This is a genomic window from Peribacillus sp. NPDC097295, from assembly GCF_044761665.1.
Classification (GTDB): Bacteria; Bacillota; Bacilli; order Bacillales; family DSM-1321; genus Peribacillus.
Genome location: NZ_JBIWCW010000003.1, coordinates 1 through 24,875, shown reverse-complemented (window position 1 = coordinate 24,875; position 24,875 = coordinate 1). Strand labels below are relative to the sequence as shown.

23 protein-coding genes, 15 tRNA genes and 1 rRNA gene are annotated in these 24,875 nt (G+C 42.0%); 8 read left to right on the top strand and 31 right to left on the bottom strand.

The window, feature by feature from the left end; genetic code table 11:
* The 6 genes from ACIQXN_RS06375 to ACIQXN_RS06350 form a co-directional block, all read right to left on the bottom strand.
* A partial coding sequence (locus tag ACIQXN_RS06375; protein WP_402963445.1) for a hypothetical protein occupies nucleotides 1-498 on the bottom strand: 498 nt, incomplete at its 3' end.
* 129 nt (nucleotides 499-627) lie between these two features.
* Nucleotides 628-984, bottom strand: a complete 357-nt coding sequence (locus ACIQXN_RS06370) for a DUF3992 domain-containing protein (RefSeq protein ID WP_402963442.1) — start codon at nucleotides 982-984, stop codon at nucleotides 628-630.
* 96 nt (nucleotides 985-1,080) lie between these two features.
* Nucleotides 1,081-1,560 (bottom strand): S-Ena type endospore appendage, encoded by a 480-nt coding sequence (locus ACIQXN_RS06365; RefSeq protein WP_402963439.1) that lies wholly within the window; start codon nucleotides 1,558-1,560, stop codon nucleotides 1,081-1,083.
* Nucleotides 1,561-1,780: 220 nt separating this feature from the next.
* The gene (locus tag ACIQXN_RS06360) at nucleotides 1,781-2,014 is read right to left on the bottom strand and encodes a hypothetical protein (RefSeq protein WP_402963436.1); all 234 of its coding nucleotides are present in this window, start codon (nucleotides 2,012-2,014) and stop codon (nucleotides 1,781-1,783) included.
* 77 nt (nucleotides 2,015-2,091) lie between these two features.
* Nucleotides 2,092-2,850 carry an arylamine N-acetyltransferase family protein gene (locus tag ACIQXN_RS06355; protein ID WP_402963433.1) on the bottom strand — a complete coding sequence of 253 codons (759 nt, stop codon included), beginning with the start codon at nucleotides 2,848-2,850 and terminating at the stop codon, nucleotides 2,092-2,094.
* A gap of 171 nt (nucleotides 2,851-3,021) precedes the next feature.
* Complete coding sequence (locus ACIQXN_RS06350; RefSeq protein WP_402964642.1) at nucleotides 3,022-4,491, bottom strand: aldehyde dehydrogenase family protein; 1,470 nt, start codon at nucleotides 4,489-4,491, stop codon at nucleotides 3,022-3,024.
* A gap of 246 nt (nucleotides 4,492-4,737) precedes the next feature.
* On the opposite strand from ACIQXN_RS06350, the gene ACIQXN_RS06345 reads away from it, so the two are divergent.
* Nucleotides 4,738-5,403, top strand: coding sequence for a TetR/AcrR family transcriptional regulator (locus ACIQXN_RS06345; RefSeq protein WP_402963430.1), 666 nt, complete (start codon nucleotides 4,738-4,740; stop codon nucleotides 5,401-5,403).
* A 46-nt stretch (nucleotides 5,404-5,449) separates the two neighbouring features.
* On the opposite strand, the gene ACIQXN_RS06340 is transcribed toward ACIQXN_RS06345, so the two are convergent.
* Together ACIQXN_RS06340 and ACIQXN_RS06335 are read right to left on the bottom strand one after the other, a co-directional pair.
* Nucleotides 5,450-6,430, bottom strand: coding sequence for an NAD(P)H-quinone oxidoreductase (locus tag ACIQXN_RS06340; RefSeq protein WP_402963427.1), 981 nt, complete (start codon nucleotides 6,428-6,430; stop codon nucleotides 5,450-5,452).
* Between the two features lie 178 nt (nucleotides 6,431-6,608).
* Nucleotides 6,609-7,448 carry a manganese catalase gene (locus tag ACIQXN_RS06335; RefSeq protein WP_402963424.1) on the bottom strand — a complete coding sequence of 280 codons (840 nt, stop codon included), beginning with the start codon at nucleotides 7,446-7,448 and terminating at the stop codon, nucleotides 6,609-6,611.
* A gap of 321 nt (nucleotides 7,449-7,769) precedes the next feature.
* On the opposite strand from ACIQXN_RS06335, the gene ACIQXN_RS06330 reads away from it, so the two are divergent.
* From ACIQXN_RS06330 to ACIQXN_RS06320, 3 genes are all read left to right on the top strand, one after another.
* Complete coding sequence (locus ACIQXN_RS06330) at nucleotides 7,770-8,279, top strand: DUF2243 domain-containing protein (RefSeq protein ID WP_402963421.1); 510 nt, start codon at nucleotides 7,770-7,772, stop codon at nucleotides 8,277-8,279.
* A 19-nt stretch (nucleotides 8,280-8,298) separates the two neighbouring features.
* Nucleotides 8,299-9,075, top strand: a complete 777-nt coding sequence (locus ACIQXN_RS06325) for a cytochrome c oxidase assembly protein (protein WP_402963418.1) — start codon at nucleotides 8,299-8,301, stop codon at nucleotides 9,073-9,075.
* Between the two features lie 68 nt (nucleotides 9,076-9,143).
* Nucleotides 9,144-9,506, top strand: coding sequence for a carboxymuconolactone decarboxylase family protein (locus ACIQXN_RS06320; protein WP_402963415.1), 363 nt, complete (start codon nucleotides 9,144-9,146; stop codon nucleotides 9,504-9,506).
* 55 nt (nucleotides 9,507-9,561) lie between these two features.
* Here the strand turns inward: ACIQXN_RS06320 and ACIQXN_RS06315 are convergent, their stop codons facing one another.
* Nucleotides 9,562-10,167 (bottom strand): spore coat protein, encoded by a 606-nt coding sequence (locus ACIQXN_RS06315; RefSeq protein ID WP_402964639.1) that lies wholly within the window; start codon nucleotides 10,165-10,167, stop codon nucleotides 9,562-9,564.
* A gap of 222 nt (nucleotides 10,168-10,389) precedes the next feature.
* Between ACIQXN_RS06315 and ACIQXN_RS06310 the strand changes: the two genes are divergently transcribed.
* Nucleotides 10,390-10,896: a DUF3231 family protein gene (locus tag ACIQXN_RS06310; RefSeq protein WP_402963412.1), complete on the top strand. Its 507-nt coding sequence runs from the start codon at nucleotides 10,390-10,392 to the stop codon at nucleotides 10,894-10,896.
* Nucleotides 10,897-10,925: 29 nt separating this feature from the next.
* Here ACIQXN_RS06310 and ACIQXN_RS06305 read toward each other — a convergent pair whose 3' ends face one another.
* Together ACIQXN_RS06305 and ACIQXN_RS06300 are read right to left on the bottom strand one after the other, a co-directional pair.
* Nucleotides 10,926-11,711 (bottom strand): HAD family hydrolase, encoded by a 786-nt coding sequence (locus tag ACIQXN_RS06305; protein ID WP_402963409.1) that lies wholly within the window; start codon nucleotides 11,709-11,711, stop codon nucleotides 10,926-10,928.
* Nucleotides 11,712-11,842: 131 nt separating this feature from the next.
* Nucleotides 11,843-12,376, bottom strand: a complete 534-nt coding sequence (locus ACIQXN_RS06300) for a histidine phosphatase family protein (protein ID WP_402963406.1) — start codon at nucleotides 12,374-12,376, stop codon at nucleotides 11,843-11,845.
* 111 nt (nucleotides 12,377-12,487) lie between these two features.
* Between ACIQXN_RS06300 and ACIQXN_RS06295 the strand changes: the two genes are divergently transcribed.
* Nucleotides 12,488-13,381 carry a PdaC/SigV domain-containing protein gene (locus ACIQXN_RS06295; protein WP_402963403.1) on the top strand — a complete coding sequence of 298 codons (894 nt, stop codon included), beginning with the start codon at nucleotides 12,488-12,490 and terminating at the stop codon, nucleotides 13,379-13,381.
* Between the two features lie 157 nt (nucleotides 13,382-13,538).
* Nucleotides 13,539-14,312, top strand: coding sequence for an STAS domain-containing protein (locus ACIQXN_RS06290; RefSeq protein WP_402963400.1), 774 nt, complete (start codon nucleotides 13,539-13,541; stop codon nucleotides 14,310-14,312).
* Between the two features lie 29 nt (nucleotides 14,313-14,341).
* On the opposite strand, the gene ACIQXN_RS06285 is transcribed toward ACIQXN_RS06290, so the two are convergent.
* The 3 genes from ACIQXN_RS06285 to ACIQXN_RS06275 form a co-directional block, all read right to left on the bottom strand.
* Nucleotides 14,342-14,800 carry a hypothetical protein gene (locus ACIQXN_RS06285; protein ID WP_402963397.1) on the bottom strand — a complete coding sequence of 153 codons (459 nt, stop codon included), beginning with the start codon at nucleotides 14,798-14,800 and terminating at the stop codon, nucleotides 14,342-14,344.
* Nucleotides 14,801-14,861: 61 nt separating this feature from the next.
* The gene (locus ACIQXN_RS06280; RefSeq protein WP_402963394.1) at nucleotides 14,862-15,173 is read right to left on the bottom strand and encodes a hypothetical protein; all 312 of its coding nucleotides are present in this window, start codon (nucleotides 15,171-15,173) and stop codon (nucleotides 14,862-14,864) included.
* Between the two features lie 113 nt (nucleotides 15,174-15,286).
* Nucleotides 15,287-16,426, bottom strand: a complete 1,140-nt coding sequence (locus ACIQXN_RS06275) for a zinc-dependent alcohol dehydrogenase (RefSeq protein ID WP_402963391.1) — start codon at nucleotides 16,424-16,426, stop codon at nucleotides 15,287-15,289.
* A 276-nt stretch (nucleotides 16,427-16,702) separates the two neighbouring features.
* Here ACIQXN_RS06275 and ACIQXN_RS06270 point away from each other — a divergent pair, with 276 nt between their 5' ends.
* Nucleotides 16,703-17,923, top strand: a complete 1,221-nt coding sequence (locus ACIQXN_RS06270) for an ATP-binding protein (protein ID WP_402963388.1) — start codon at nucleotides 16,703-16,705, stop codon at nucleotides 17,921-17,923.
* Nucleotides 17,924-18,003: 80 nt separating this feature from the next.
* Here the strand turns inward: ACIQXN_RS06270 and ACIQXN_RS06265 are convergent, their stop codons facing one another.
* The 17 genes from ACIQXN_RS06265 to rrf form a co-directional block, all read right to left on the bottom strand.
* Nucleotides 18,004-22,956, bottom strand: coding sequence for a S8 family serine peptidase (locus tag ACIQXN_RS06265; protein ID WP_402963385.1), 4,953 nt, complete (start codon nucleotides 22,954-22,956; stop codon nucleotides 18,004-18,006).
* 417 nt (nucleotides 22,957-23,373) lie between these two features.
* A tRNA-Leu gene (locus ACIQXN_RS06260) sits at nucleotides 23,374-23,454 on the bottom strand.
* A gap of 9 nt (nucleotides 23,455-23,463) precedes the next feature.
* Nucleotides 23,464-23,537 (bottom strand) — tRNA-Cys (locus tag ACIQXN_RS06255).
* An 8-nt stretch (nucleotides 23,538-23,545) separates the two neighbouring features.
* Nucleotides 23,546-23,620 (bottom strand) — tRNA-Gly (locus ACIQXN_RS06250).
* A 3-nt stretch (nucleotides 23,621-23,623) separates the two neighbouring features.
* Nucleotides 23,624-23,698: transfer RNA gene (locus tag ACIQXN_RS06245), tRNA-Gln, on the bottom strand.
* A 36-nt stretch (nucleotides 23,699-23,734) separates the two neighbouring features.
* Nucleotides 23,735-23,810, bottom strand: a tRNA-His gene (locus tag ACIQXN_RS06240).
* A 14-nt stretch (nucleotides 23,811-23,824) separates the two neighbouring features.
* Nucleotides 23,825-23,898: transfer RNA gene (locus tag ACIQXN_RS06235), tRNA-Trp, on the bottom strand.
* A 7-nt stretch (nucleotides 23,899-23,905) separates the two neighbouring features.
* Nucleotides 23,906-23,989: transfer RNA gene (locus ACIQXN_RS06230), tRNA-Tyr, on the bottom strand.
* A 16-nt stretch (nucleotides 23,990-24,005) separates the two neighbouring features.
* Nucleotides 24,006-24,081: transfer RNA gene (locus ACIQXN_RS06225), tRNA-Thr, on the bottom strand.
* Nucleotides 24,082-24,088: 7 nt separating this feature from the next.
* Nucleotides 24,089-24,164, bottom strand: a tRNA-Phe gene (locus tag ACIQXN_RS06220).
* Between the two features lie 13 nt (nucleotides 24,165-24,177).
* Nucleotides 24,178-24,253: transfer RNA gene (locus ACIQXN_RS06215), tRNA-Asp, on the bottom strand.
* A 5-nt stretch (nucleotides 24,254-24,258) separates the two neighbouring features.
* A tRNA-Met gene (locus ACIQXN_RS06210) sits at nucleotides 24,259-24,332 on the bottom strand.
* Nucleotides 24,333-24,416: 84 nt separating this feature from the next.
* Nucleotides 24,417-24,492, bottom strand: a tRNA-Val gene (locus tag ACIQXN_RS06205).
* 15 nt (nucleotides 24,493-24,507) lie between these two features.
* Nucleotides 24,508-24,582: transfer RNA gene (locus ACIQXN_RS06200), tRNA-Glu, on the bottom strand.
* A gap of 9 nt (nucleotides 24,583-24,591) precedes the next feature.
* A tRNA-Ser gene (locus ACIQXN_RS06195) sits at nucleotides 24,592-24,683 on the bottom strand.
* Nucleotides 24,684-24,687: 4 nt separating this feature from the next.
* A tRNA-Asn gene (locus tag ACIQXN_RS06190) sits at nucleotides 24,688-24,762 on the bottom strand.
* Between the two features lie 9 nt (nucleotides 24,763-24,771).
* Nucleotides 24,772-24,875, bottom strand: a 5S ribosomal RNA gene (gene rrf, locus ACIQXN_RS06185); the annotation flags it as partial.

Sequence of the window (24,875 nt, the reverse complement as noted above, 5' to 3'; positions counted from 1 at the left end):
CGTGGCTCCGGTTAGCCCTGTTACTCCTGTCGCTCCCGTGACTCCCGTGGCACCTGTTATTCCTGTTGATCCGGTGATTCCCGTGGCCCCTGTTGCTCCTGTCGCTCCCGTTAGCCCTGTTACTCCTGTTGCTCCCGTTGGTCCCGTTGCTCCTGTTGACCCGGTTGCCCCCGTGACTCCCGTGGCACCTGTGATTCCTGTCGCTCCCGTTAGCCCTGTTACTCCTGTTGCTCCCGTTGGTCCCGTTGCTCCTGTCGCTCCCGTTGCTCCTGTTGACCCGGTTGCCCCCGTGACTCCCGTGGCACCTGTAATTCCTGTCGCTCCCGTTGCTCCCGTTGACCCGGTTGCCCCAGTGACTCCCGTGGCACCTGTAATTCCTGTCGCTCCCGTTGCTCCCGTTAGCCCTGTTACTCCTGTTGCTCCCGTAGCTCCTGTTTCCCCTGTTGGTCCGGTTGGCCCCAGTTGGTCGTAGCACGATAAATTGATTCGTGCACACATAGTGATCACTACCTTTAAAAGATTTACTTGATGTAAACTAACAGGTAAACTCTTATTCTATGTTTAAGGTAAAATATCGAATGATTGATTTAATAAAGGAGGATGAACACACTTCATCCTCCTTTTAAGTTAATACTTATAGTTTATTGAAAAAGAGACTTTAACACTGCCAGTCGACCCTACAGGTGTGCCTCCTGTTCCGATAATTCCAAGTGAATTCAAGTTATTAACAGTGATGGATCTAGCCTCACCCGGGGCGACAGTGAAGCCTGCCACAGCTGTTCCGTTTATGGCCAAGCCCGCTGTTGGTCCCACATCCTCAATTCCATTGTTTTCTACCAAAATTGTCCCGTTAATGACGTAAGTAGTGGTATCCTCCCAAATTGCTAACGTCGCTCCTGCTGTATCACCTAAATCAATTGTAAAACATAATGAATCGTTCACACCAACTAGCTGATCTGTACAACAATTTCCGATCTGTGCCATATTACTTTCCTCCTAATTAAAATATATTCTTAATAATCCTATGTCCCACATGCCCTAAAGGATTGGACACTTTATATATAATGTCTACCTATTAACCTACACACAGGCATCCTTATGATAGTGGATAGTTAGACTATATTGGCCACTCCCTATTTGGCTTTCTTCTCCTTCAAAACTGACGAAAATTTCTGCAATGGAACCTAGGGATATCGATTTTGCCTGACCTCTTTCATTCAAAGTAAAAAGAAGTGTATCCGCGATTCCATTCCCACTTGTATCTGCTCTAACGGTCATCGGACAATCACATTTGTTCAAGACTGAAATAGAACCTGATGGGAGGGGGGAGATCCCGACAGATTTCCAATATACTTCTGCTTCCCCATTGCACCTTTGCAGAATGCAACCGCTAATGTCATCGTTTATTACAGTCTTTTTCTGCCTTCTTCTGCTGTTTTTTTGATTAATCTCTGCATTCTCTATATTGATTTCAGGAGATTTAGATTTTTTTTTAATCCTATCTGAAGGAAGCAGTTCAGTTTTACTTTTTTTTTCACTTTTTTTGATCTTATCTGCCAATTCTTCCCCTCCCTGCCCTCTAGTCTCAATAATCCATAGTATGTCATGCCTACCTTTAATGACTTGGCCATTTCCCCAGAGCTCGTATTATATTTGTCTTTTTTAAAAAATAACTAACCCCTAATCCACTTCACGAAAAATAAAAAATGGATAATCATAATTGATCATCCATTTTTTAACTTATTTGACTCTATAATAAAAAAACACCCGCAAGGATGTCTTATTTGTTAGGTCTATACTTAATCGATTCCTGTTTCACTCTATCTGGATTCCCTACAATTTCAATGCTAATAACGTTTGCCAAATTGATATGCTTGCCACCGACCTGAAGCCATGTCGCATTTTGAATTAATTGCAGGTTCACAATACTTGCATGATCTGTTAAGGGTTCATTTGCCTCTAGCTCTTCTGTTACCCCATTGACATAATAGAATTTATATTTCTCTTTACTCATTTATATATCATCCTCTTTTCACCTAACTTCCTTAATTCGACAAGGGAAGTTAATAGTCCTGCTTTTAGTGTGTAATATTAATATAGCTCCTTAAGTTCCTTGAACCGATTTTCATCGATGGCTTCTTTATTCACTTTCCCTTCTGCCCACTGGGTAAAGGAGGTTTCCGTTAATGTGATACTCCCATTCTCGGTAAGTTTTGTTATTAATGGACTCTTATTAAATGGCGATTTGGGATGCTCCCTGATAATCGTCTGCACTTCGTTCAATTCCATGATTTTTTCTACAGGCTTTTCTGTATTGAAGGCATATCCTATTCTCCAATCGGTGTCTTTATGGTTCAGCTTCAACTCAAGAATATGATTACCATGCTCGTTATCCACTCTTTTCACCCTGAATTCTCCATTTTCAGATAAGACAGTTTCCCCGTTTAACGGTACTGGTTTCAATGGTAGGTTTGCACCGAAGCCCGTGTCGATTAGATAGGTTTGGTCCTCATGATTCAATAAGATTGCCACATGGGTTCTTCCGATGGGCGACCACCCTTGGTTAAAAATCACCCCACGAATCAAATAGACCTCAAAATCATTCTCCGCTAAAAAAAGATAAAGAGCCGCATTCAATTCATAGCAAACTCCCCCCTCATTCCTAATGAGAACTTTATCCGTAATGCTTTCTTTGGTGATATCAGTTGAGTGTCTGGCCAGGACGGATGAATTTTCAAAGGGAATCGTCTTCGCAGTTTTATCGAGAATGTTCGCTAATCTTTCAAATGTTACTTTTTCATGTTCCGGAATGCCTATCCTTTTTCGAAACAATTCATTTATTTTTCCCATGTTATACTCACCTCATTGACAAAGTTGTTCACTAATTATACCTGACTTACCACGAAATTATCCGTTCTGTACATAAACAAGGCCCTTGCCCATGCCTAAGTATCTCCATAATGTATATGCAAAAAAACATCCAAAGAAGTCTCTCTTTGGATGTTTTTTTGCTTGACCAGATTATTTTAATCTATTGATGAACGGACCATAATTGCGGCGGTCATGTTGGACTGATAACCATTTCAAGGTCGTGAATTCTTCAAGGACCCATTCTCCATTGAAACGTCCAAGGCCAGAATCTTTTTCTCCACCGAAAGGCATATGTGGTTCATCGTTGACGGATTGGTCGTTAACATGAATCATGCCTGTGTGGATTTTATGAGCCACCTGTGTTCCGCGTTCAAGGTTGGAAGAATGAACCGATCCACTTAGGCCATATGGATAGGCATTGGCCATTTGGACTGCCTCTTCATCATTTTCGAATGGGATCAGGATGGCAACCGGTCCGAAGATTTCATTTTCGGCAAGGGGCATCGTATTTGTGACTCCCGTCAAAACGGTCGGCTGCAGGACATTACCTTGAGCTTGCCCACCCAGGCGGATTTTAGCTCCTTGTTCGACACTTCCTTCTATATCTTTTAAGATACGGTCGACTTGATCGCGGTTGATAAGAGGTCCTACGTTCGTATCCTCTTCTGCAGGGTTTCCGTATTTTAATTTTTCCGCCTGCTTGATGAATCGTTCAGCAAATTCATCATAGATGTCTTTATGGACAAAAATCCGGTTAACTGCCATACAAATTTGTCCTTGGTGATAAAATTTACCGAATAATGATGAATCGACGGCTTGGTCTAGATTGGCGTCATCAAGCACGATGAAGGCATTATTGCCGCCCAATTCCAAGGCTGTTTTCTTCAACCCACGACCAGCAAGCTCTCCAATATGCCTACCCACTTCAGTGGAACCCGTAAACGAGATGAGGCGAGGAGCCGGGTGAGTGACAATGTCATCCCCGATTTCAGATCCGCGTCCGACAATGACATTCAACAAGCCTTTCGGAAGACCTGCCGCTTCAAAAATGCTGGCAAAGATCAAGCCGCCAGTTACTGGTGTATCCGTTGCCGGTTTGATAACGACTGCATTTCCCGTTGCCAAGGCCGGTGCTATTGAACGAATCGCCAGATGGAAAGGGAAATTCCAAGGACTGATGATGCCGATTACTCCTAGCGGATTGCGATAAACTCGATTTTCTTTTCCAGGTACTTGTGAAGGGAGGATTTTCCCTTCCATTCGATACGGATAAGTGGTAGCTTCTTTTAAGATGTTAAGGGAAGCATGAAATTCAGAAGTAGCCTTCATGTAGGTACTCCCTGATTCTTTGATGATCCAATCCATGATTACGCCTTTGTTATCCTCCATGACAGTGATCGCTTTTTCCAAGATGCCCCGTTTCACTTGTGGAAGTTCGGTTGCCCATTTTTCCTGTGCAAGGGTCGCTGCATCATAGGCCCGGTTCAAATCTTCTTTCGTAGCCGCCTGAATGGTGAAAAGTTCTTCACCAGTAAAGGGATTAACATTCTTCATCGTTTTTTCGCTGTTTCCTTTTTGCCATTCTCCATCTATATACATACGAGTAAAGTCTGTATTCATCATCTATAATCTCTCCTTCAAAATCGCCATAGTTTCTCTCATCTTGCATGGGGATCGCTAATCAATTTGCTTTGCAATCTGGCCTGCATAAGATAACTAATTATCACTTTAGACAAAATAGTTTAATTTAGTCTAAAGTGTTTATACTTATACTTTAAACCTCTTCTAACTATTTGTAAACTAATCCGCCTGGAGCAACTCAATAGGGATTATGATATAATTTCCGTAAAGAAGGGGGTGTCGTTTTTGCGAAAAATCGCACCTGAAGAAAAGCAATTAATGAGAAGATCCTATGTAAAGAGGATCTTGAACGTGGTTCGTACAAAGGGGTTCCAATCCTTGACCATTTTAGATATGGCCAAATTAATGAATATGAGCCGGGCATCTTTATATAATTATTTTTCCTCAAAAGAAGAGATCCTTTTGGAAGTAATCGAATGCTATCTTTCTTATATTCAAGAAGCCGATCAAGTGATCGCCGATGAGTCATTATCGTTTCAAATTCGTCTTCAAAAGGTGTATGAACAAACTGTCTTATCAGCGCTTTATGCCTCTGACATTTTCATGAGCGATCTCAAAGTTGGCTGCCCTGCCCTCTATGTAAAAAAGATGGATGCGAGAAAAAAACGCCTGGCTACCGTCCACTCATTCTACTCAGAGGGAATGGAAGCTGGAGTGTTCAATGAACTGAACCCGAAAGTTTTGATCATCCAGGATGAAGCCGCACTTAAAGTCATGACCGATTCCTCCTTTTTATTAGGGGAAGGCCTTTCCTTAAAACAGATCCTGTATGATTATTACGAAGCAAAGAAAGTACAAACCTTAAAACCTGAAGCGATATGCAGCGCAGTGGATGAACATATTACAGAAGTGATTGATCGGATTCTTCAAAAACTTTCGTCCACATTTTGATACTACAAAAAGGCTGACCAAGATCTATTTCCCGGTCAGCCTTTTTTTATTCATTTACCTTCATGACTATCTTTCCTGTATTTTTATTCCCTTCCATATGTCGGTGAGCTCCTTGGATGCTATCGAACGGGAAGACTCGATCTACTATCGCCCTGATTTTACCTTGTGTGAATAACGGCATTGCTTTTCGAACGAATTCTTCCGTCAGCTCTTTTTTATACTCATCGCTTCTTGGAGTCAATAACGTGCCTTTCAAATGAACCCTTTTTAGCAATAAATCCATAAGGTTCACTTGATTGACCACTGTTCCACCCAGAATCCCAATTAACACCCAACGGCCATCCGTATTAATGCTTCTAAGATTTTTCTCCCAGTATGACGCACCGACGAAATCAAGGATGACATCCACGCCCTTGTTATTAGTCACCTTCAGTACCTCTTCATCGAAAGATTGTTCTTTATAGTTGATACATATATCAGCCCCTAGCGAACGGCAAAAATCCAGTTTTTCTTCCGAACCGGCGGTCGTAATGATTTTCGCTGAGGTCATCTGTTTCGCCAATTGGATCGCAGCCGTCCCAACTCCGCTCCCTCCAGCATGAATCAATACCGTATCTTGATCTTTTAATTGTCCTAACCAAAACAGAGTTTGATACGCTGTCAGAAATACTTCCGGAATGGCAGCGGCTTCTTCGAATGATAGGTTATCCGGGACAAGCATTGCCCGGTCGGCAGGCATGACCGCATATTCTGCATAACCTCCACCATTAACGAGGCCCATCACCCTCGTACCTGGATCAATATGGGTTCCAGCAGCAGCTTCCACCACTTCACCAGCCACTTCTATACCTAGAATAGGGTTGGTCATATACCCTGCTTTTCCTTCTCTCGCAAGAATATCCGTTCTGTTGATTGCGGATGCCTGTACCTTGATCAATAATTCACCGGAGCCGACATCCGGCTTAGAAAATTCCTCAAACCGTAATTGTTCGGCTCCTCCTGGTTTCTTCACTGTGACTGCTTTCATGTTAAAATCTCCCCCAAATCTTTTTGTGAGATATATGCTACTCCAAATAAAATCCGCAAGCAAATGATTGAATTACCACACGGGGAAAACTACATGACAGAAATCCATTTCAAGCATCCCGCACCCTAAAAAACCTGTCCCCAATAGGGACAGGTTACACAACCTATAATAAATGGTCTTATTTTAATACCGCTTTTCCATCCAGGTCATGATGCAATTCAGCAGCAGGAACCTTCGGATTAGGGATTTGACCTTTTGCCACTGGCTCGGCTACATAGACAAAATCACCTGTTCCATCTGGCGCGCTTCCAGTCGCCCATAGACCTTCTCCCGATTCTTGACCTTCTGATAGATTCCAGAATTCATAAGCTTCCGGTTGAGATTCCAATTCCGCTTCCGGTGGGAATGAAGCCGGTACTACCACGCCATTCTTCTCTTCTAACTCTGCAATAGCCGCCATCCATTGATATTGGTGATAACGGTCACGCGCTAGCATTTTACGGAATGTTGCACGGACACCTTCATCTTTGGTCATATGATATAGTCGTGCAACTTGTAGACGACCTTGACTCTCAGCATGCAGATTTGAACGCATGTCTGCTAATAAGTTACCGCTAGCAACAATATAAGAACCGTTCCAAGGAACACCATTGGAGTTCGTCGGCAGTCCGCCTAGTCCACTTACAAGAAGATGTTGGGGATTGATGCCACCCATTATAGCTGCTGTTACAGGATCTTTCGCAGCATCTGCTTGTTCTTCCGGAGAAGCTCCGTCTAGTAATTGGCTAATAAGCGAACATAGCATTTCAACATGTCCAATTTCCTCTGTACCAATGTCCATCAGCATGTCCTTATATTTCTCTTCTCCACGACAGTTAAAACCTTGGAATAGATATTGCATCATCACGGTCATTTCACCAAACTGACCACCTAAAACCTCTTGGATTTGACGAGCCAGCATCGGGTCCGGACGATCTGGTTTTACTTCAAATTGCAATTCCTTTTGATGACGAAACATTAAAATTCCTCCTTTAGTTTTACTAGATTTTTTAGTGGTTCCTATTTATGAATTTTATCTTTGTTGTTGGTTGTGATAACGCCCCTTCCCCATTCGAAAGGAAGAATCTTACCACGCTACGCTTATTTACTACCCCTTCTTTCCCCTCTAAAACCATAAAATTTTCACAAAAAAAGGTGTGAAAACTGGATAATTAAGGGGTTCATTTGGAACTATGGGTGGTATAGTAGAAACAATGATAATATTCAGTTGGTAAATATTAGCTCTATGTAAAATAGAAACATGACTTAAAAAACCTATATTCACTCAAGGAGGATACATATGGACGTTAAACCGCGACACCACAAGAATAAAACCATGTCGCAAAATCGATATAGCTATTCATCCCGCAATCTATGGTCAGGCATTTTGTTCGGCATCGGCCTCGTTGCATTCATCGATGAAATGGTTTTTCATCAACTTCTTCATTGGCACCATTTTTATGATAAGTCTACAACCAATATGGGGCTGGTTTCAGATGGTTTGTTTCATGCTCTGAGCTGGTTTGCGACCATCGGATCTTTATTCATGTTCGCTGATCTTCGAAGGAGGAATGCATTGTGGTTAAAAAGATGGCAAGGCGGTGTGTTTCTTGGTGCGGGAGCATTCCAATTATATGACGGCATCATTCAACACAAACTAATGAGATTGCACCAGATTCGCTATGATGTGGATATCCTTCCATATGACTTGATATGGAATATAATCGCCGGAGCATTGATTGTATTGGGTGCCTTCCTCGTCTATCGGACAAGACGTAGCACAATAAACAGTTCGAAAGCCTCCGACTGACATGAAAATGGATGAGCATATGCACCATGCCACTAGCGGACCGTCAGCCGGACTTGCTCTAGTGATTTTCTTTACACTACTGTTAGTGCTATATATCGCAGCTACGATTTTATCCAACCGGCGGCATAAAAAATGGCCGCTATATCGGACAGCGTTTTGGATAATCGGGACGATTTGTGCAGTCGCTTCATTAATAGGACCCATTGCGGATCGTGGTCATTTGAATTTCACCGCACACATGATCACCCATCTTCTCCTTGGCATGCTCGCCCCACTACTGATGGTTCTCGCAGCACCCATGACTCTCCTTCTGAGAACACTTAAAGTGGATTACGCGAGGCACCTTTCCCGTCTTTTGAAAGCATGGCCAGTGTGTATCTTGAGCAATCCCATCACAGCATCCATCTTGAATATCGGAGGGCTGTGGGTTCTTTATACGACCGAATTGTACACGATCATGCATCAACATGCCTTTGTATATCTATTGGTGCATATCCACGTTTTCCTTGCCGGTTACCTATTCACAGCTTCCATGATTTATATCGATCCGACCCCACATCGGGTCAGCTTCATATTTCGCACGGGGATTTTCATCTTGGCTCTGGCCGGGCATGGCATCCTATCCAAATACATCTATGCAAATCCTCCAAGCGGTGTCATGAGAGAACAGGCGGAGACGGGAGCCATGTTTATGTATTATGCTGGAGATGCCATTGACCTGGTCCTTATCAGTCTCCTCTGTTTTCAATGGTATAAAACGGCTAGACCTCGGAATCCACTATTCACGGATACTTAATAAATCATTTCCGTTTGGCTCATACTAATTTCTAGGAAAAGAATATTAGGGATGGAGTTGAATGGAACTTGGAATTTGAAGCAAAGAATATGACGGAAGCCGCTCTACATGACTATAAAGCTGGGATAGGTTCGTTTACTGGTAAGATGCCAGAACTCGCAACAAAGTTCAATTCTTTAACGGAAGAATGCTTTAAAGAAGGCGTGTTATCAAAAAAGGAAAAACAACTGATTGCATTAGGCATTAGCCTGTATTCCCAAGATGAGTACTGCATCATCTATCATACGAAAGGCTGCCTTGATCAAGGGTGCACGGAACAAGAGATATTCGAAGCAATTGGAGTAACGGTCGCATTTGGTGGTGGGGCAGCAATGAGCCAAGCGGTGACACTAATCCAAACGTGCATCCATGATTTAAATCAACTCAAATAACAGTAAAAAGGCGGGCATGATGCATGCTCGCCTTTTTACTGTTATACAATTCAAATCAATGAGTCATATTATCATTGGCATTGGTAGGAGTCCCACTTGCAGGTGCAAATGAATTCATCATTTGCTGCATATCCTGTTGTGACAGCTGAGGCACTTGGTAATAATGGTGTTTATTTTGGTAGAGCGAAATTTCATAGGCCATCTCAATGCAGTTTGGAACGGAATCCGCGATGACCCGACGTACTACTGGATTGGTCATTTCTAAGGCAGACATGGCCTTTAATGTTGCACTTGATTTCATTGCCCCAAGCATTAGACCAGATACACCTTGGTCATTGATTTCTGAAACGGACTGGTAAGGTTTCTTAGGCTGTGATGGTTTTAATCCGTATATAAAATCATTACCTTGATTCATATTATAGGTCTGGGTTGGTACAGAAGGTTTTTGCCCCGTCTGGAAGGCTTCTAATGAAGTGTTATATTCCTGTTGGATAAATTGGTATTGGCGATCAAGGATATCCAATAATTCTTGGTCCTGTACATGTTGGCGCAGCAACATATACGTGTCCATGACACCAATTGTCCCGGCTAACACTTCGTGGACATCAAATAGTTCATGGCCGCCATGGTTCATTTGCGGTGGTACCGCACCTGTTTGCATATTTTGGTGCGTTTGGCCCTGGGGTTGATTCTGATATGGATTTTGCAAGTATATCCCCTCCTCGTGTTTCTGTTGGAACAAATATTAGTATGGTTAAACCATTTGGGAATATTCATCCTACCTGCCATTGGAAACAACTTCGTCTAATTACGTTCCTGTGTATTTAAAGGGGTGGAAATGGGGTAGATTACAATATGAATGCTATTTCCAAGGAGGTTGACGATGGGTATATTAAGTGGAGATCCGAAAGACGAACCAATGCATTATGGAGAAGTTTTTGGAGCGTGGACCTATTTAGCCATGGCAAAGGGCTGTGTCGCTAGTCATCAAACCTTACTGAATCACGCAGGTGACGGGGATTTGCGGAAATTAATAGTAGAAACGCTTGAACAAAGTAAACGGGAAATTACACAAATTGAGGAACTACTAATAGAAAACGGTGTAGGTTTACCCCCAACGCCACCTGAACGCCCAAAGGTTCATATAGAAGATATCCCGGTAGGTGCCCGCTTTCAAGATCCTGAAATTGCGACTTCTATATCCATGGACATGGCCGCAGGTTTAATCGCTTGCAGCAATATGATCGCCCAATCCGTACGGGAAGATGTCGCCGGGATGTTCGAAGAATTCCATACTGAACATTCAGCAATGGGGGCTAGATTCCTTCAATTGAACAAGAAAAAGGGATGGTTAATCCCTCCTCCGCTTCATTATAATAAATCAGAATAAAAGACCCCCTGATTTCTGGGGGGCTTCATTTATTTCAACTTATCAAGGATTGGAAAGAGTTCCTCTAAATCCTTGATTTCATATGTAGGCTTAACTTCATTCCGGTCCTTGTCATGTCGGTTGATCCAGACCGATTGGATGCCGGCCCTTGTCGCACCGAGAATATCCGTCATTAAATTATCGCCGACCATGAGCACTTCATCTTTATCAAGTTCCATGATTTCCAGTGCATGTTCGAAAATGGAAGCATCCGGTTTTCCACGTCCAAACGCTCCGGAAATGACGATCTTATCAAAATAAGGGATCAGTTCTGGCGTGATCTCTAGCTTCGTATTTTGAAGCTCCGGTGAACCGTTCGTCAGCAATAATAGCTTATATTTGCCTTTCAACTCATCTAACACCCTGAAGGACTCTTCATAAATAAACGGCTTTTTCCGTCTCTCCTCCGGGAAGCGTTCTGCAAGCTCCGCGCCGAATGCTGAATCATCAATACCTAGTGCCTTCAATCCCCTTGTCCAAGTCTCTTTCCGATAGGTCGGCACAATCTTTGCCATTTTCCGGAATTCATCATGATCATCTTGAAAATTCCCCCAAAGTCCTTCGAATGGATTGATACCAATCATTTGCGTAAACGCGTATGTATCATAGGAAGAATAAAGTTCACGAGCTTCCTTGCGTACAGATTCCTCCAATTCATCCACATCCAGGCCATACTTCACTTTGGCCACTTCACAGGTTGCCACAAAAGCCTCTTTTACACTTTTTTGATCCCAAAGTAATGTATCATCTAAATCAAAAAAAATTGCCTTCACCATAATGCCACCCTCTTTTCCACCCAATAAATTTGCAAAAATCATACTATTACAATAGTAAACTACAACGATTAGAAAAAGAATAACTATCAGGAAAATTCCTTACATCTTTTTTGGAATAATAAAATATCTAATCATTTTTCGAACACATATAACTCCCCATTGCGGGCGATGCTGAACTTCGGACCTACGAATCCCCTGCGAATCAACTCTTTCCTCATATAAACCATGAGGGCTGCATGACTCACAACCAAGGTATCTTGCTCACCATTTGCCAAGATTACATCCAATGCTTGATTGATTCGTTTTTCGGCTTTCTTGATTTCCGCTCTCGTTTGCTTGTTCATGAACGAGGAGCAACGAATCCAAATGGCCCATAAAATGAAGGGAAGTTTCACCTTCCCCTTAAGAGGCGGAGAGGGAATTTCCCGAAGTTCCTTCATCTGAATGACTTCACCAAAGTAAATATGCTCCGCGGTCTTCACGGCTCTCGTCATATCACTGCTATAACAAGCCTTCCAATCCTCTTCCGAAAGCTGGGTTTCCCCATAAAATATATCCGCTTCATCATAATCCTTGAACCATTGCTCCATGAAATCCGCCGATACATACTTTCCGGATGGGAAATCATGCGCTACCTTAAAATGCCGTACAAGTCCAATTTTCATCCTATTCCCCTCATATCTGTGTAATATAATTGATACGTAAATAACACTATCTAGTTAATCAATACCCTTATATAATGGAACTGTAAAAATATAACACTAGGAGGAATGCTCATGTGGTCAATCAAAAACATCTCAAAGATCGTCCTCGCTACCATACTAGCTTTTTCAACTATTTCATACTTTCTGCCATCCACTGACTCTGCTTCCGCTGCCACTACCGAAAATGCCTTGGTCAATACTAAGGACAGTGATTTGACCGTCAGAAAAGGTCCTGGGACCAACTATAAAAAAGTGGGCTCGTTAAAGAAAGGCAAATCCGTGACTGTCTATTCAAAAACCAAATCTGGTTGGTCTGAAATCCGTTACAATGACAAAAAAGCCTACGTATCTACTAAATATCTACTGTTCAGCCCTGTGAAAATCACCAAGAAAAAATATAAGAATATTAGTGATTTATCCTATCCGCAAGTGTCAGGGTTAAAAAATAAAAAGGCCCAGGATAAAATCAATCAAACGTTCACCAACCATGCTAAAAAAGCTTATAAATCGTATGTAAAGATACAACAAAAGGATAAAGAAGATAAGAATGAAGACTGGTGCAATGGGAAAACATGTAACTATGAGTATATGACCATTTATAAAGTGAAATACAACCAGGATGGGAAACTGAGCATCCTCCTCAACGATTATATATATGAGGGTGGAGCACATGGCATGGCCGTGGTTACATCGTATAATTTTAAGGTATCTTCCGGCAAGCAAGTGAAGATAGCCGATATCCTCACATCGAAACAGAAATATACGAAAGTACAGAATTACGCTTATAAATACATGAGCACACACGATGGATTTTACGTTGATAAACAAAGTGATGTTCCCGTAAACAAGAATTCACAATTTTATTACAGCAAGGATGGAATCTATCTCATATTCCAGGAATATGATGTGGCTCCCTATTCGGCTGGCACCCCTTCCGTAAAAATCCCAAGCTCGGTTTATAAATGATTCGATGGTATAGGAGTTGCAATTTCGCTCCTATGCCTTTTTTAGCCTTTATTTTCACATTGGCTAACCCATGAAAAGAATAGACAGATCCTTCACAATCTGATACGATTTCAGGCGAGCTATCATCATAAGAATTCGCATAAAAGGGGTATTATCCATGTCAGATATTCTGAAAAACGTGAACACTTACCAGCTACTGGACAAAATAGAAGAAAACATCTTTTTAACGGATTCAGAACATACCATTGTATGGTTTAATTCACATGCGAAAGATCTCCTGAAAACCGTCAGTCCCTATGTGGGCATCACCAATCCCGATCAATTCATCGGAATGAACGTCAGTACCTTTCACGGGGAACGGCAGAACAAAATCCTTCGGGATGGTCCTTTCCCACACTCTGCACAGATTGTTCTTTTCAAGAAATTCAGTGCCAATATCGTCGTCGATGAAATACTGACCGAAAATGGAGAGCGAACAGGCTTTATCCTATCATGGCAAGATGTGACGGAATATGAGGAAACGATTAAAGAAGGCAAACAGCTGCTAATGGAGATCGATACACCAATTATCCCAACCGTCCACGATTCTACGGCTTTAGTACCTATCATCGGAAAAATGACACCCGATCGCTTAGAAACGATTCAATCTAAAATCTTGAATTATTGTAAGGATCATCAAATCGAATATATCATCTTGGATTTCACTTCATTTAAACATGACTTCGATATGTTCGAATTAGATGGTATCAACAAGATAATCAAAGCCTTGTCCCTCATGGGTGTGGAGCCTGTCGTGGTTGGAATCGGCCCAAGACTGGCGCAATCAATCCTCCGAACCCGGATTGATATCGATTTTCGTCCCTTCAACTCCTTTAAACAAGGAATACAATACATCTTGGATATCAATGGATTTAAAGTGGTTAAAGAATAATAGAGAAGGCTATATGCCTTCTCTATTATTTATTTTCCAAATTGAATTTCCGTAATCGTGCAGATCTTCCTGAACTTATATTTTCCGCTCAAATCGCTGAACTGGTAATTCTTCAATACGGTTTCAAGCTGACTTTTCAACTTATCTTCCATCATATAAGACTCAACTGTATCTTTCCAATTTTTGTGACCCATCAATGCCTCGAATGGGATCGTATCCAAAACTTCATCATAAATCTGGATGCTCTGGTCAATACCGAAACTACCATAAATGGAGCCATTCTCATCTGCAAAAATATGCTCCGATTCCAGCTCCTCCACCAAAACCTCTAAAATCCCCTTCGACTGCACAGGACTGATGGAAATCTCCGCTTCCGCCTTAACGGGACCAAATCTCTTATCAACGATGTCAATTGTCAACGTAACGTGTAATGGCTGATACGTTTCCACAACTTCTGAACATAATTCTGCTGCCGTATTAACTACCATGAAATCTTCCCCCTTTTATCAGTATCATTATATAATAAGACACCCTTTTTTCATTCACACTTTATTCAAGATCACTTAAAACGGTATCCTTCTTTAATACCAGCTCGTCCTTTTCTATATCATAATAATAGATTTTGAACGTTTCTTCCTCACTTAGCTCCGTTCTGCCAGACAGGACACCGAAATGTCCATTTCCCAAATCAACCATATTGGAATATTTGAACTGAGGATACACATTCATTCCTGCCCCATCATCATCTGGATAGTCTAGCGTCAGATTATTTGAGCCTCCGAATACCATGATCGTAATGATGATGAAGACTATCAATGTGATTCTGATATTTCTTAGTTCACGTGCATAGGCATCAATCATTTTCCCCACCCCTTTTATATGTAAATATACCATTTTTCTTTGCATAAAATCCAAACTACCCATGCCAAAAAAGCCAATGAATACTCACATTGGCTTTTTGGGACAACTATTTTTTATGGCTTCAATATAACTTTAATGCATTCATCTTCATGGTCGTTAAAGATTTGATACGCAGCACTCGCCTGTTCAAGGGGAACTTTATGGGAAATGATTTCTGTCGGATCGAACTCACCTTTCGTAATTTTATCGAAAAGCATCGGCATATAATGAATGACCGGTGCTTGTCCCATTTTTAGGTTGATATTTCGTTCAAACAGATTGCCAAGTGGGAACATGTTGTATTTTGACCCGTATACACCTGTCAGTTGGATTGTACCGAATTTCCTGACCGAGTTCATGCCGATCTCGATGGCGCTTAACGTTCCACCTTGTAACTTCAGTTTTTGCTCAATCGCTTCAATAGGTGATTTCTTCCCATCCATCCCGACACAGTCGATGACGATATCCACCCCACCTGAGGTGATTTCTTTAATATAAGCACCCATGTCGTTATATTCATCAAAATTATAAGCTTCCACCTTGTTCATCTGCTTTGCCCGGTTCAACCGATAAGGTAGATTGTCAATGGCAATCACTCTCTTAGCGCCTTTCATCCAAGCAAACTTCTGTGCCATCAAGCCAATCGGGCCACAGCCTAGAACGGCGACCGTACTGCCTTCTTTCACTCCCGCGTTCTCCACGCTCCAATAAGCAGTGGGAAGCACATCCGACATGAACAAGAGCGCCTCATCTTCCAGCTCACACGATTCCGGAATCACAAACGGCATGAAGTTTCCGTATGGCACCCGCAAATATTCCGCTTGACCACCAGGGTAGTTCCCATAACGCTCCGTGAAACCGAAATAGCCCCCTGTATCGATTTCTTCATTACGGTTGGAATTATCACATTGGCTTTCCATATCATGTTCACAATAATAACAATGACCACATGAAATATTGAAAGGAAGGACGACCCTATCCCCTTTCTTCACCTTCGTGACCTCGGGTCCGACTTCTTCGACGATACCCATTGGCTCATGTCCAATGACGTAATCCTTATGCGTCGGCAAGGCACCCTGATAAATATGTAAATCCGATCCACAAATCGCCGTTGATGTAACCCGCACGATGATGTCATCTTTCTGCTGAAGTTTTGGATCCTCCACATGCTTTACTTTTATATCCTTCGCTCCTTGAAAAGTTACTGCCTTCATATTCAACCTCCTAAAAATTCTTGTTACTTTTTTATACCCGCCTATCTTACTAATATGTCCCATATATAAAATTTTGGATGAAAATTTTGTAGTAGAAGAAACACTGACCATTCAACGATGTTTTAATTAATGTTTAATGGCAGGGAGTTGTCTTTACTGAAGGCAACACTCGTAGTTAGGAAGGCAAAGTAGGCCTACGCTTCCTTTCTGATTTACAAAGAAGCGGGAAAAGATTACTATTGACTAAATAGAAAATTTTAGAATATAAGGTGATGTATGTTAAAAAACCATCAGTATTTTCAAAAGCAACAACGTTTCATTCTGAAGAGTTTTATGAGCGTGCTTTCTCTTTTACTGGTCGTCGGCATTTCCGTATCTCCAATAAGCTGGAGAAACGACCCTATTGATATGGCTATACAGGTTGTCCTGATTTCCTGTATCATGCTGTCTTTATTTTTTTTCATCAAAAAAGAAGAAAATAAATGGAAAACGGTTTTCATTCTTCTCATCACCATTTATCTATATCTTAAATTTTGGCTGTTTCCAAATACCGCTATCATGATGGCCTTATTCGCAATGGCACCCTTGATCCCCATATTCTTGTTCGATAAAATTGGATTTTACGTTGTCGCTACTTCAAATTTTATACTCGGCCCAGTTTTCATCTATCTTATTTCTCACACAGATTTACAACATACGTATAAATATGTTTCGCTTGATAATTTTGGGAATATATTGAATTTCATCGCTATCCAAATCATATTAGCCTTTGTCTTTATCAGTACGAACAATAGAATGAATTCCATAAGTGCCTTTCATAACGAATTGCAACAAGCAAAGCAACTGGATTCGGTCGGTCAGCTAGCTGCCACCATCGCCCACGAGATTAGAAATCCAATTACGGTCGTAAAGGGCTTTGCCCAGCTATTAAATCAAGGAAAGGTAATGAACGAAACCGAAAGATTTTACGTACAAACTATGCTTACCGAACTTGAATTCACACAGGTCATAATCAATGACTATTTATCATTGGCAAAGCCCCATACGGATAATGTCGAGGTCATCCCATTGAATCAGGAAATCCAAAAGACTTCCGACCTTTTAACCAGCTTTGCAAACAATCGAAATATAGGCTTCCAACTTAAATTCAAGGAAGATCTCACTATAAAGATAAACCCTATAGAACTTAAGCAACTACTGGTCAATATCATGAAAAACGGCATCGAATCCATGAACAATCCTGGTTTTATCATGGTGGAGACTAGTCAAGAGCGCAACATGGCGAAGATTAAGATCACCGATACCGGCATCGGACTTTCCAAAGAGCAACTTGAAATGATCGGCACACCCTTTTATTCACTTAAAGATAGGGGGACCGGCGTTGGCTTGACCGTCTGCTATAACATCGCCCGTAAATACAAGGGTGAGATTATCGTAAAAAGCCAAGTGAATATAGGAACATCCTTTATTATTTATTTTCCTCTATTTAAAGAGTGAGTTTGGGTTACAAAAAGAAAAATCACCCTCCGAATCTTCTTCGGAGGGTGATTTGGAGTGAAAAGATAGTAGGGATGTCTTCATTTCCCCACTTTTACTTTAGAGACTTTTGATTTATTTTTCGCTGCATCCTGAACGACAACAAGCAATGTCGTCTCGGCTTTTTGTTTTGGCACCTTGATTGAGAATGTACCTTTCGCATTGGCTTTACCCGATGCTAATTTAACTTTTCCTTTAAAGATAGTGACGGTTGCCTTTTTCTCCGCTTTTCCTTTTATGGCAGTTGATTTAGTTGTCACCTTTTCTACAATTGCCGGTTTAGGAGCTGTGCGGTCTACTACAACGCCTGTTTGTTTCGTCTTATTACCAGCTTGATCCTTGACGATTACGATCCATTTCGTATTGGCTGGAAGTTTAGCAATTTTTAATGTATACTTGCCATTTTTATAGGAAGGCTTTGTATACGTCATGCCTTTTGCCGTGAATGTCATGGTCACATTTTTTTCAGTAACAATCGTAAGAGCATTTGTCTTATCTGTAACTGTAATCGGTTTAACGGTTGGCGCGGTGCGATCAAGCACGAGTATCGTTTTTACTTTACTTGCCGTATAACCTTTCAGCGTCGCAGATAGAGATAGTTTCATACCTGCTTTTTGCTTGGCAATCTTCATTGTGTATTTGCCATTCTTATCCGCTATTGCGGTATGGATCGTCTTTTTACCAATTTTCAGGGTTACACTCGCTTTAGGCGTCGTTTTTCCTGTGACCACAGTTGTACGGTCGGTTATTTGCGAAACAGTTGGAACCTTTACTTCTTCTTTGATCTCTGGAATCGGAGTTACCATTTCAGTGTCTTTTCCGATTTGGAAAGCACCAGTATTTTTGGCTGATAGGACGGGGCCTTTTGGGCTCGCAGCAAGTGCTAGCTCTGCACGATATCGGCCGTCTTTTAGTGATAAATTCGTATCATGAATATGTCCATAATAATCAAGACTTGCCTCTTCGAATACCTTATTGTCCGCTGCATCGTAAATCCGCAATACAGGCTTGATGCTTGATGCTGAAGCCGTTGTTCCACCATGACTAATCGTATAGTCGCTCTTTACCGCTTTTTCGACAATTTGTCCATTCGCTTGTTTTTCATAGGCAACGAGTTCATCATCAGCGATGCTATAGTCCGTCGATTGGTTGACTAATACCGATGAGACGGTATTTCCATATGCATCCTTGATGGATGTATGACCGGAAAGCTTGTCTCCCTGCAGCAGCTTCGTTTTTGCTAGAGTAATATTCGCTTTGAAATCCCCTCCAACCTGCCAATTGACTTGCTGACCATTTTGGAATGTCTGGTCACCTTTTGATAGGAAGTAGTTCCAAATCGTATTCTTTGATTCATTGTCACCAAAACCTAGTTGAACTTGTAAATCCATCGCTAAGTTAGATGGTACATAAAAGGTATGACCCACGCGTAATGTTTTTATGAAAGAATGACTATATTTGTTATACGGATAAACAATGGCCCCTCGCACATCGCTGTAGCCTGTTGCGTCAGCTGAGACCTTCATTTGGGCTAATTTCTCTTTATCGAAAATAACTGTATTCGTTTGGTCATCTTTTACTTGTACATTCGGCTCAAGGAAATAATAATTATCTTTCTGATTGTTTTCATCTGGCAAGGAAACATAGTTTCCTTCCATGACGAAGTCCCCAGGTTCTAGATAAACTGAATCATACTTATAATTTTGTAAATTATTCGCCGTGACATATGTTGTTTGACCACCAATCGTAACGGGCTTTTTAATCATCCACAGTCTTGTCGAGATACTATCAAGCTTTTTATCCCCGTCCATTGCCGTCACAGCAACCTTTTGCATATTTGCCGGGATGGATATCGTTTTTAATTCATCTAAACTAGTAAACTGTCGGTAGATATACGAATACTCACCCGATGGTTGCACATAACGAATAATCGCCACATTGCCATTTTCTTCATCGCTCAATCCAAGATTACTTGGTAATGATAGGCTTTTCGTCGTATCTGTATTCTGACCCAGAGATTGAACCCATTCCGAATCGCCATCTTCCGTTTTCTCTAAACGATTGATTGTGATGTATGATGGAACATTATCTCCTTGTGCATTTTTCACCTGCATCGTCGTGCCTGAATCCTGCATGTCAATATTGATTGCCTTGTATAAGCCCTTTTTCGCTAAAGGATTTTCATCTAACGTCAGTGAAATTTCGTATTTTCCTTCCGTCACGTCCGAACTGCTCGTTACCCAGAAAGAATAGAAATAATATTGGCGGTTGGCTGGGTTTGTTGCGTTCTTCGCATGGCTATCAAGCATCACTTTATTATCAGATAGTCTCATAACTTTGTACTTCGAATAGATGTCACCGAAGTTAATCGTTTCGATTTGTGCTTCGTCATCCACAGTGGTCACGGTTTTTCCTGTATTCACATCTTTTTTATACAAAGCATCTTCTGAATGTAGGGAGCCTCGGTACATGCCCGCTAATTTGTTGCCGTAATCATCACCAAATGTTTGTTTCGTATAAAATGCTTTATCTAGTTTATACGCGATATTGGGATAAGGACGTTCAATGTACGTTAAGCCTCGTTGCTTGTAGTAATTTTTAAGTGATTCTTGATCCGGTTCAAATTTTGTAATATCGATTGAACCACCGGCTTTAATCACCGTCTTTTTATTTTTTTTGATGACGGCTTTTGTTTTATCATTAGCAAGGACGTAAACCCAGTTTTCCCCGCCATCCGGGTCCTTCACTTCCGCATCAACCATATAATCATAGTCACCCGGTGTGACAAAGAATTTTTGACCAGTGATGACTTCGTCTGAACCGATTGCTTCTGAAATGGCATCATTATATAAATACAACACGCCATTTTCCAGTCCCTTATCACGATTATCAATGGCCACTTCCCCAGCTTCACGGCTGTCAAAATTCAAAGTCTTTGTATCGTGCCCGACCTCGGCAGCTGTGTTTGATAAGAAGTACGTTTTCCCCTCTCCCTTATGGTAGGAGAAAATGTTATATGCGCCCTTATCTAAATAGACAGTCGGTGCCTCTTTCGCACCTTTCTCATTAATCATTGTCGTTGAACCTAATGTCGTTTCCTTTGCATCTTTCATGGCGATGAAGTATTGTGCACCTGGCAGGTCTTTACCTTCTTCATCCACCGTATTCAATGTCACTGGTACAGTATTTTCACTTTTTAAAGTAATTGCTCCCGATGAAGCCACTTCACGTGAATACATGAACCACGTATTACCTTTTGACGTATCGAATTTTCCTTGGACAACAACTTGTAAGTTTTTCAAATCCGTACCCACATGGCTCGGTACACGAACGACTCCTTCCGTATCTGTCGTACCTGTCCATAATTCATTGTAGCTATAAGCATTAGCGTCATCCTCTTGTTTAACTTTTTCATACAGTTTAACGGATGCACCCTTTGCAATCGTGTCGCTTGGCGTTGTAACAGTGAACATGTAGCCTGATTGCGGTGAATTTACAACCTTCACGGACGTTTGGGCACGGGATAACTCATTGCCCTTCGAATCAACTGCAACGGCAATGACTTGATGTGAACCATCTGTCACCTTAGTCGTATCCCATTTGAATTGTATAGAGGATTGTCCTACTGCCTCAACTTTGCCAATTAGATTTGTTTCTTTTACTTCATCTGTATAGAAAATTGTTTGGCTTGTGTTCGTATCATTGATGGCTAATTGTAAAGTCGTATTGCCAACAACACTCGCATTATTTTTAGGTAGAAGGAATGATAATCCTGGAATCTCCACATCATCCGCTAAAGCAGCTTTCGCATTCAACTTACCATGGCCCGTTTTTTCATCCCAGCCCTCTTCATTCAAATCCGTGGCTGTTGAAGTTATGGCCTCTTCCACCTGACTGGCAGTAGCCTCCGGATGGTTCAGCTTATAAAGCGCGGCAACAGCAGCAACATGTGGTGCAGCATAAGATGTACCAGAACCTGTGGAGTAGTGGCCTGCCTCAGTTCCTAAATCACCTAGTAAGGATGTACTTAATACACTGACTCCTGGTGCAACGATATCCAAAGTACTACCATAATTAGAGCGTTCATACACTTGATCTTTTGTAGCGATGGCTCCAACTGATAAAACATTTGGAAGGGCAGCAGGGTACGATGCATCCGCATTGCCTCCGCCGTTTCCAGAAGCGGCAACCACCACGATTCCTTTATCCGCTGCATTCTTTACCGCTTTCTCTATTGTCTCACTATACTCACCACTTAAGCTCATATTGATGACATCGACACCTTGGTCAACTGCATAATCAATGCCTTGTGCGATATTGAAGGCATCCCCTACACCTGATTTACTCATTACTTTAACAGGGAGTATCTGAACATTCGCCTCACCTGCTATCCCTGTAATTCCCTTTCCATTATTCGCTTTGGCCGCAATAATCCCGGATACGAATGTACCATGACCTTGGTCATCCCCTTGCCATGCTGAATCATATCCATCTACGAATGTTTTCCCTTCTAGTACGCGACCCGTTAAGTCCTCATGTGTACCTTGAACGCCCGTATCTAGTACAGCAACTTTTACTAGTTTACTAGTATCCTTGACGCTTTCCCATGCACCCTGTGCATCGATTGCGCTTAAGTTCCATTGGTTTTTATAATACGTATCATTTACATCCATTGTTTCTGCGGTTTTATATGTAACGTTTTTTTCAACGTATTCGACGTTGTCCATTTTTTCTAGTTGTGTAATGGCAGTATCCGCTGCTTCTTCTTTTACATCATAAAGACCTAGTTGGTTATCCTCGTCGATACCTTCAACACCAATATTCTTCATTTGTTTTTTTGATAAGGTCTTATCCGTTTTATATTTAACTATTAATTGCTCGGTTTCTGTTGTAGATCCTTCTTCTGCAGAGACCATGTTACCGATTGGTAGAATTGCTGACGTAGCAAGCGTAATTGCTGCCACCGTTTGAACCCAAGTTTGTTTCTTTCTCATAAGTAAAGCTCTCCCCGCCTATTACCGTATATTGTTAACCACACCAAATCATCATAATCAAGAATGATTATCATTGTCAATTGTTTTCTTAATAAGCTTATGAATATCATACCTACTACCTATTCACTTTAAGATATATGCTTCTCTGGTGTTTGAAGCAAAACAAATAAGCCCTCTGAGAAGTGCTTATCTTGAATGGATATATATTTTCCGATGTTCCATACGAATTGTGAGTCTTCCTTTACCTTCTATCTTGAATGATTTCTTCTTCTCTTATGAATTGTAGTATCTTCAATTATTTTAGACACTATATTTTCATTTGCTCTACCTAAAGGGTGTTTTTTCGTTTTTCGGAACAAAAAAAGATCTCAACGAAATCGTTGAGATCTTTTTACTAACTTATATTCGACCGTTTGATACCCGAGGCCGGGGTCGAACCGGCACGCCTTGCGGCACTGCATTTTGAGTGCAGCGTGTCTGCCATTCCACCACTCGGGCAAAATTTGTTGGAGGCGGCAACCGGAATTGAACCGGTGATAAAGGTTTTGCAGACCTCTGCCTTACCGCTTGGCTATGCCGCCAACATTTTTGGAGCGAAAGACGGGATTCGAACCCGCGACCCCAACCTTGGCAAGGTTGTATTCTACCACTGAACTACTTTCGCATATGGCTGGGCTAGAAGGGATCGAACCTTCGCATGACGGAATCAAAATCCGTTGCCTTACCGCTTGGCTATAGCCCATTAATTTTATTTATTATACCATCATTTTATTAAAAATGGGGCGACTGATGGGAATCGAACCCACGAATGCCTGAACCACAATCAGGTGCGTTAACCACTTCGCCACAATCGCCATAACAATAAAATTGGCAGGGGTAGTAGGACTCGAACCCACACTGGAGGTTTTGGAGACCTCTGTTCTACCTTTAAACTATACCCCTGTAAAGATGGTGGAGGGGGGCAGATTCGAACTGCCGAACCCGAAGGAGCGGATTTACAGTCCGCCGCGTTTAGCCACTTCGCTACCCCTCCACGGATGGATCTTACATGGTGCCGGCAAGAGGACTTGAACCCCCAACCTACTGATTACAAGTCAGTTGCTCTACCAGTTGAGCTACACCGGCACTACTATGGTGGCTCAGGACGGAATCGAACCGCCGACACAAGGATTTTCAGTCCTTTGCTCTACCGACTGAGCTACTGAGCCAAACTAATAAAAATGGCGGTCCCGACGGGAATCGAACCCGCGATCTCCTGCGTGACAGGCAGGCATGTTAACCGCTACACCACGGGACCATAGATTGCGGGGACAGGATTTGAACCTGCGACCTTCGGGTTATGAGCCCGACGAGCTACCGGACTGCTCCACCCCGCGACGGTAATAATATTACTACAAGCTCAAGTTTTCGTGTTAAACGTTTCATTCATAAAAGAAACAACTTGTTGCTTTTTAAAGAAATGGTGGAGGATGACGGGATCGAACCGCCGACCCTCTGCTTGTAAGGCAGATGCTCTCCCAGCTGAGCTAATCCTCCAATAAGTTATCGAAATGGTGACCCGTACGGGATTCGAACCCGTGTTACCGCCGTGAAAGGGCGGTGTCTTAACCGCTTGACCAACGGGCCAGGTATAAATGGCGGAGAGCAAGGGATTTGAACCCTTGAGACAGGGTTACCCGTCTACACGATTTCCAATCGTGCTCCTTCGGCCACTCGGACAGCTCTCCAATATGGCTCCGCAGGTAGGACTCGAACCTACGACCGTTCGGTTAACAGCCGAATGCTCTACCACTGAGCTACTGCGGAACGATATAAGCTTGGCGACGTCCTACTCTCACAGGGGGAAACCCCCAACTACCATCGGCGCTGAAGAGCTTAACTGCCGTGTTCGGAATGGGAACGGGTGTGACCTCTTCGCT

Excerpts from the sequence above, each read along its gene's own strand:
- ACIQXN_RS06370 (WP_402963442.1), bottom strand. The coding sequence starts at position 984 with ATGGCACAGATCGGAAATTGTTGTACAGATCAGCTAGTTGGTGTGAAC.
- ACIQXN_RS06360 (WP_402963436.1), bottom strand. The coding sequence starts at position 2,014 with ATGAGTAAAGAGAAATATAAATTCTATTATGTCAATGGGGTAACAGAA.
- ACIQXN_RS06355 (WP_402963433.1), bottom strand. The coding sequence starts at position 2,850 with ATGGGAAAAATAAATGAATTGTTTCGAAAAAGGATAGGCATTCCGGAA.
- ACIQXN_RS06350 (WP_402964642.1), bottom strand. The coding sequence starts at position 4,491 with ATGAATACAGACTTTACTCGTATGTATATAGATGGAGAATGGCAAAAA.
- ACIQXN_RS06340 (WP_402963427.1), bottom strand. The coding sequence starts at position 6,430 with ATGAAAGCAGTCACAGTGAAGAAACCAGGAGGAGCCGAACAATTACGG.
- ACIQXN_RS06335 (WP_402963424.1), bottom strand. The coding sequence starts at position 7,448 with ATGTTTCGTCATCAAAAGGAATTGCAATTTGAAGTAAAACCAGATCGT.
- ACIQXN_RS06330 (WP_402963421.1), top strand. The coding sequence starts at position 7,770 with ATGGACGTTAAACCGCGACACCACAAGAATAAAACCATGTCGCAAAAT.
- ACIQXN_RS06325 (WP_402963418.1), top strand. The coding sequence starts at position 8,299 with ATGCACCATGCCACTAGCGGACCGTCAGCCGGACTTGCTCTAGTGATT.
- ACIQXN_RS06315 (WP_402964639.1), bottom strand. The coding sequence starts at position 10,167 with ATGCAAACAGGTGCGGTACCACCGCAAATGAACCATGGCGGCCATGAA.
- ACIQXN_RS06310 (WP_402963412.1), top strand. The coding sequence starts at position 10,390 with ATGGGTATATTAAGTGGAGATCCGAAAGACGAACCAATGCATTATGGA.
- ACIQXN_RS06305 (WP_402963409.1), bottom strand. The coding sequence starts at position 11,711 with ATGGTGAAGGCAATTTTTTTTGATTTAGATGATACATTACTTTGGGAT.
- ACIQXN_RS06300 (WP_402963406.1), bottom strand. The coding sequence starts at position 12,376 with ATGAAAATTGGACTTGTACGGCATTTTAAGGTAGCGCATGATTTCCCA.
- ACIQXN_RS06295 (WP_402963403.1), top strand. The coding sequence starts at position 12,488 with ATGTGGTCAATCAAAAACATCTCAAAGATCGTCCTCGCTACCATACTA.
- ACIQXN_RS06290 (WP_402963400.1), top strand. The coding sequence starts at position 13,539 with ATGTCAGATATTCTGAAAAACGTGAACACTTACCAGCTACTGGACAAA.
- ACIQXN_RS06285 (WP_402963397.1), bottom strand. The coding sequence starts at position 14,800 with ATGGTAGTTAATACGGCAGCAGAATTATGTTCAGAAGTTGTGGAAACG.
- ACIQXN_RS06280 (WP_402963394.1), bottom strand. The coding sequence starts at position 15,173 with ATGATTGATGCCTATGCACGTGAACTAAGAAATATCAGAATCACATTG.
- ACIQXN_RS06275 (WP_402963391.1), bottom strand. The coding sequence starts at position 16,426 with ATGAAGGCAGTAACTTTTCAAGGAGCGAAGGATATAAAAGTAAAGCAT.
- ACIQXN_RS06270 (WP_402963388.1), top strand. The coding sequence starts at position 16,703 with ATGTTAAAAAACCATCAGTATTTTCAAAAGCAACAACGTTTCATTCTG.
- ACIQXN_RS06265 (WP_402963385.1), bottom strand. The coding sequence starts at position 22,956 with ATGAGAAAGAAACAAACTTGGGTTCAAACGGTGGCAGCAATTACGCTT.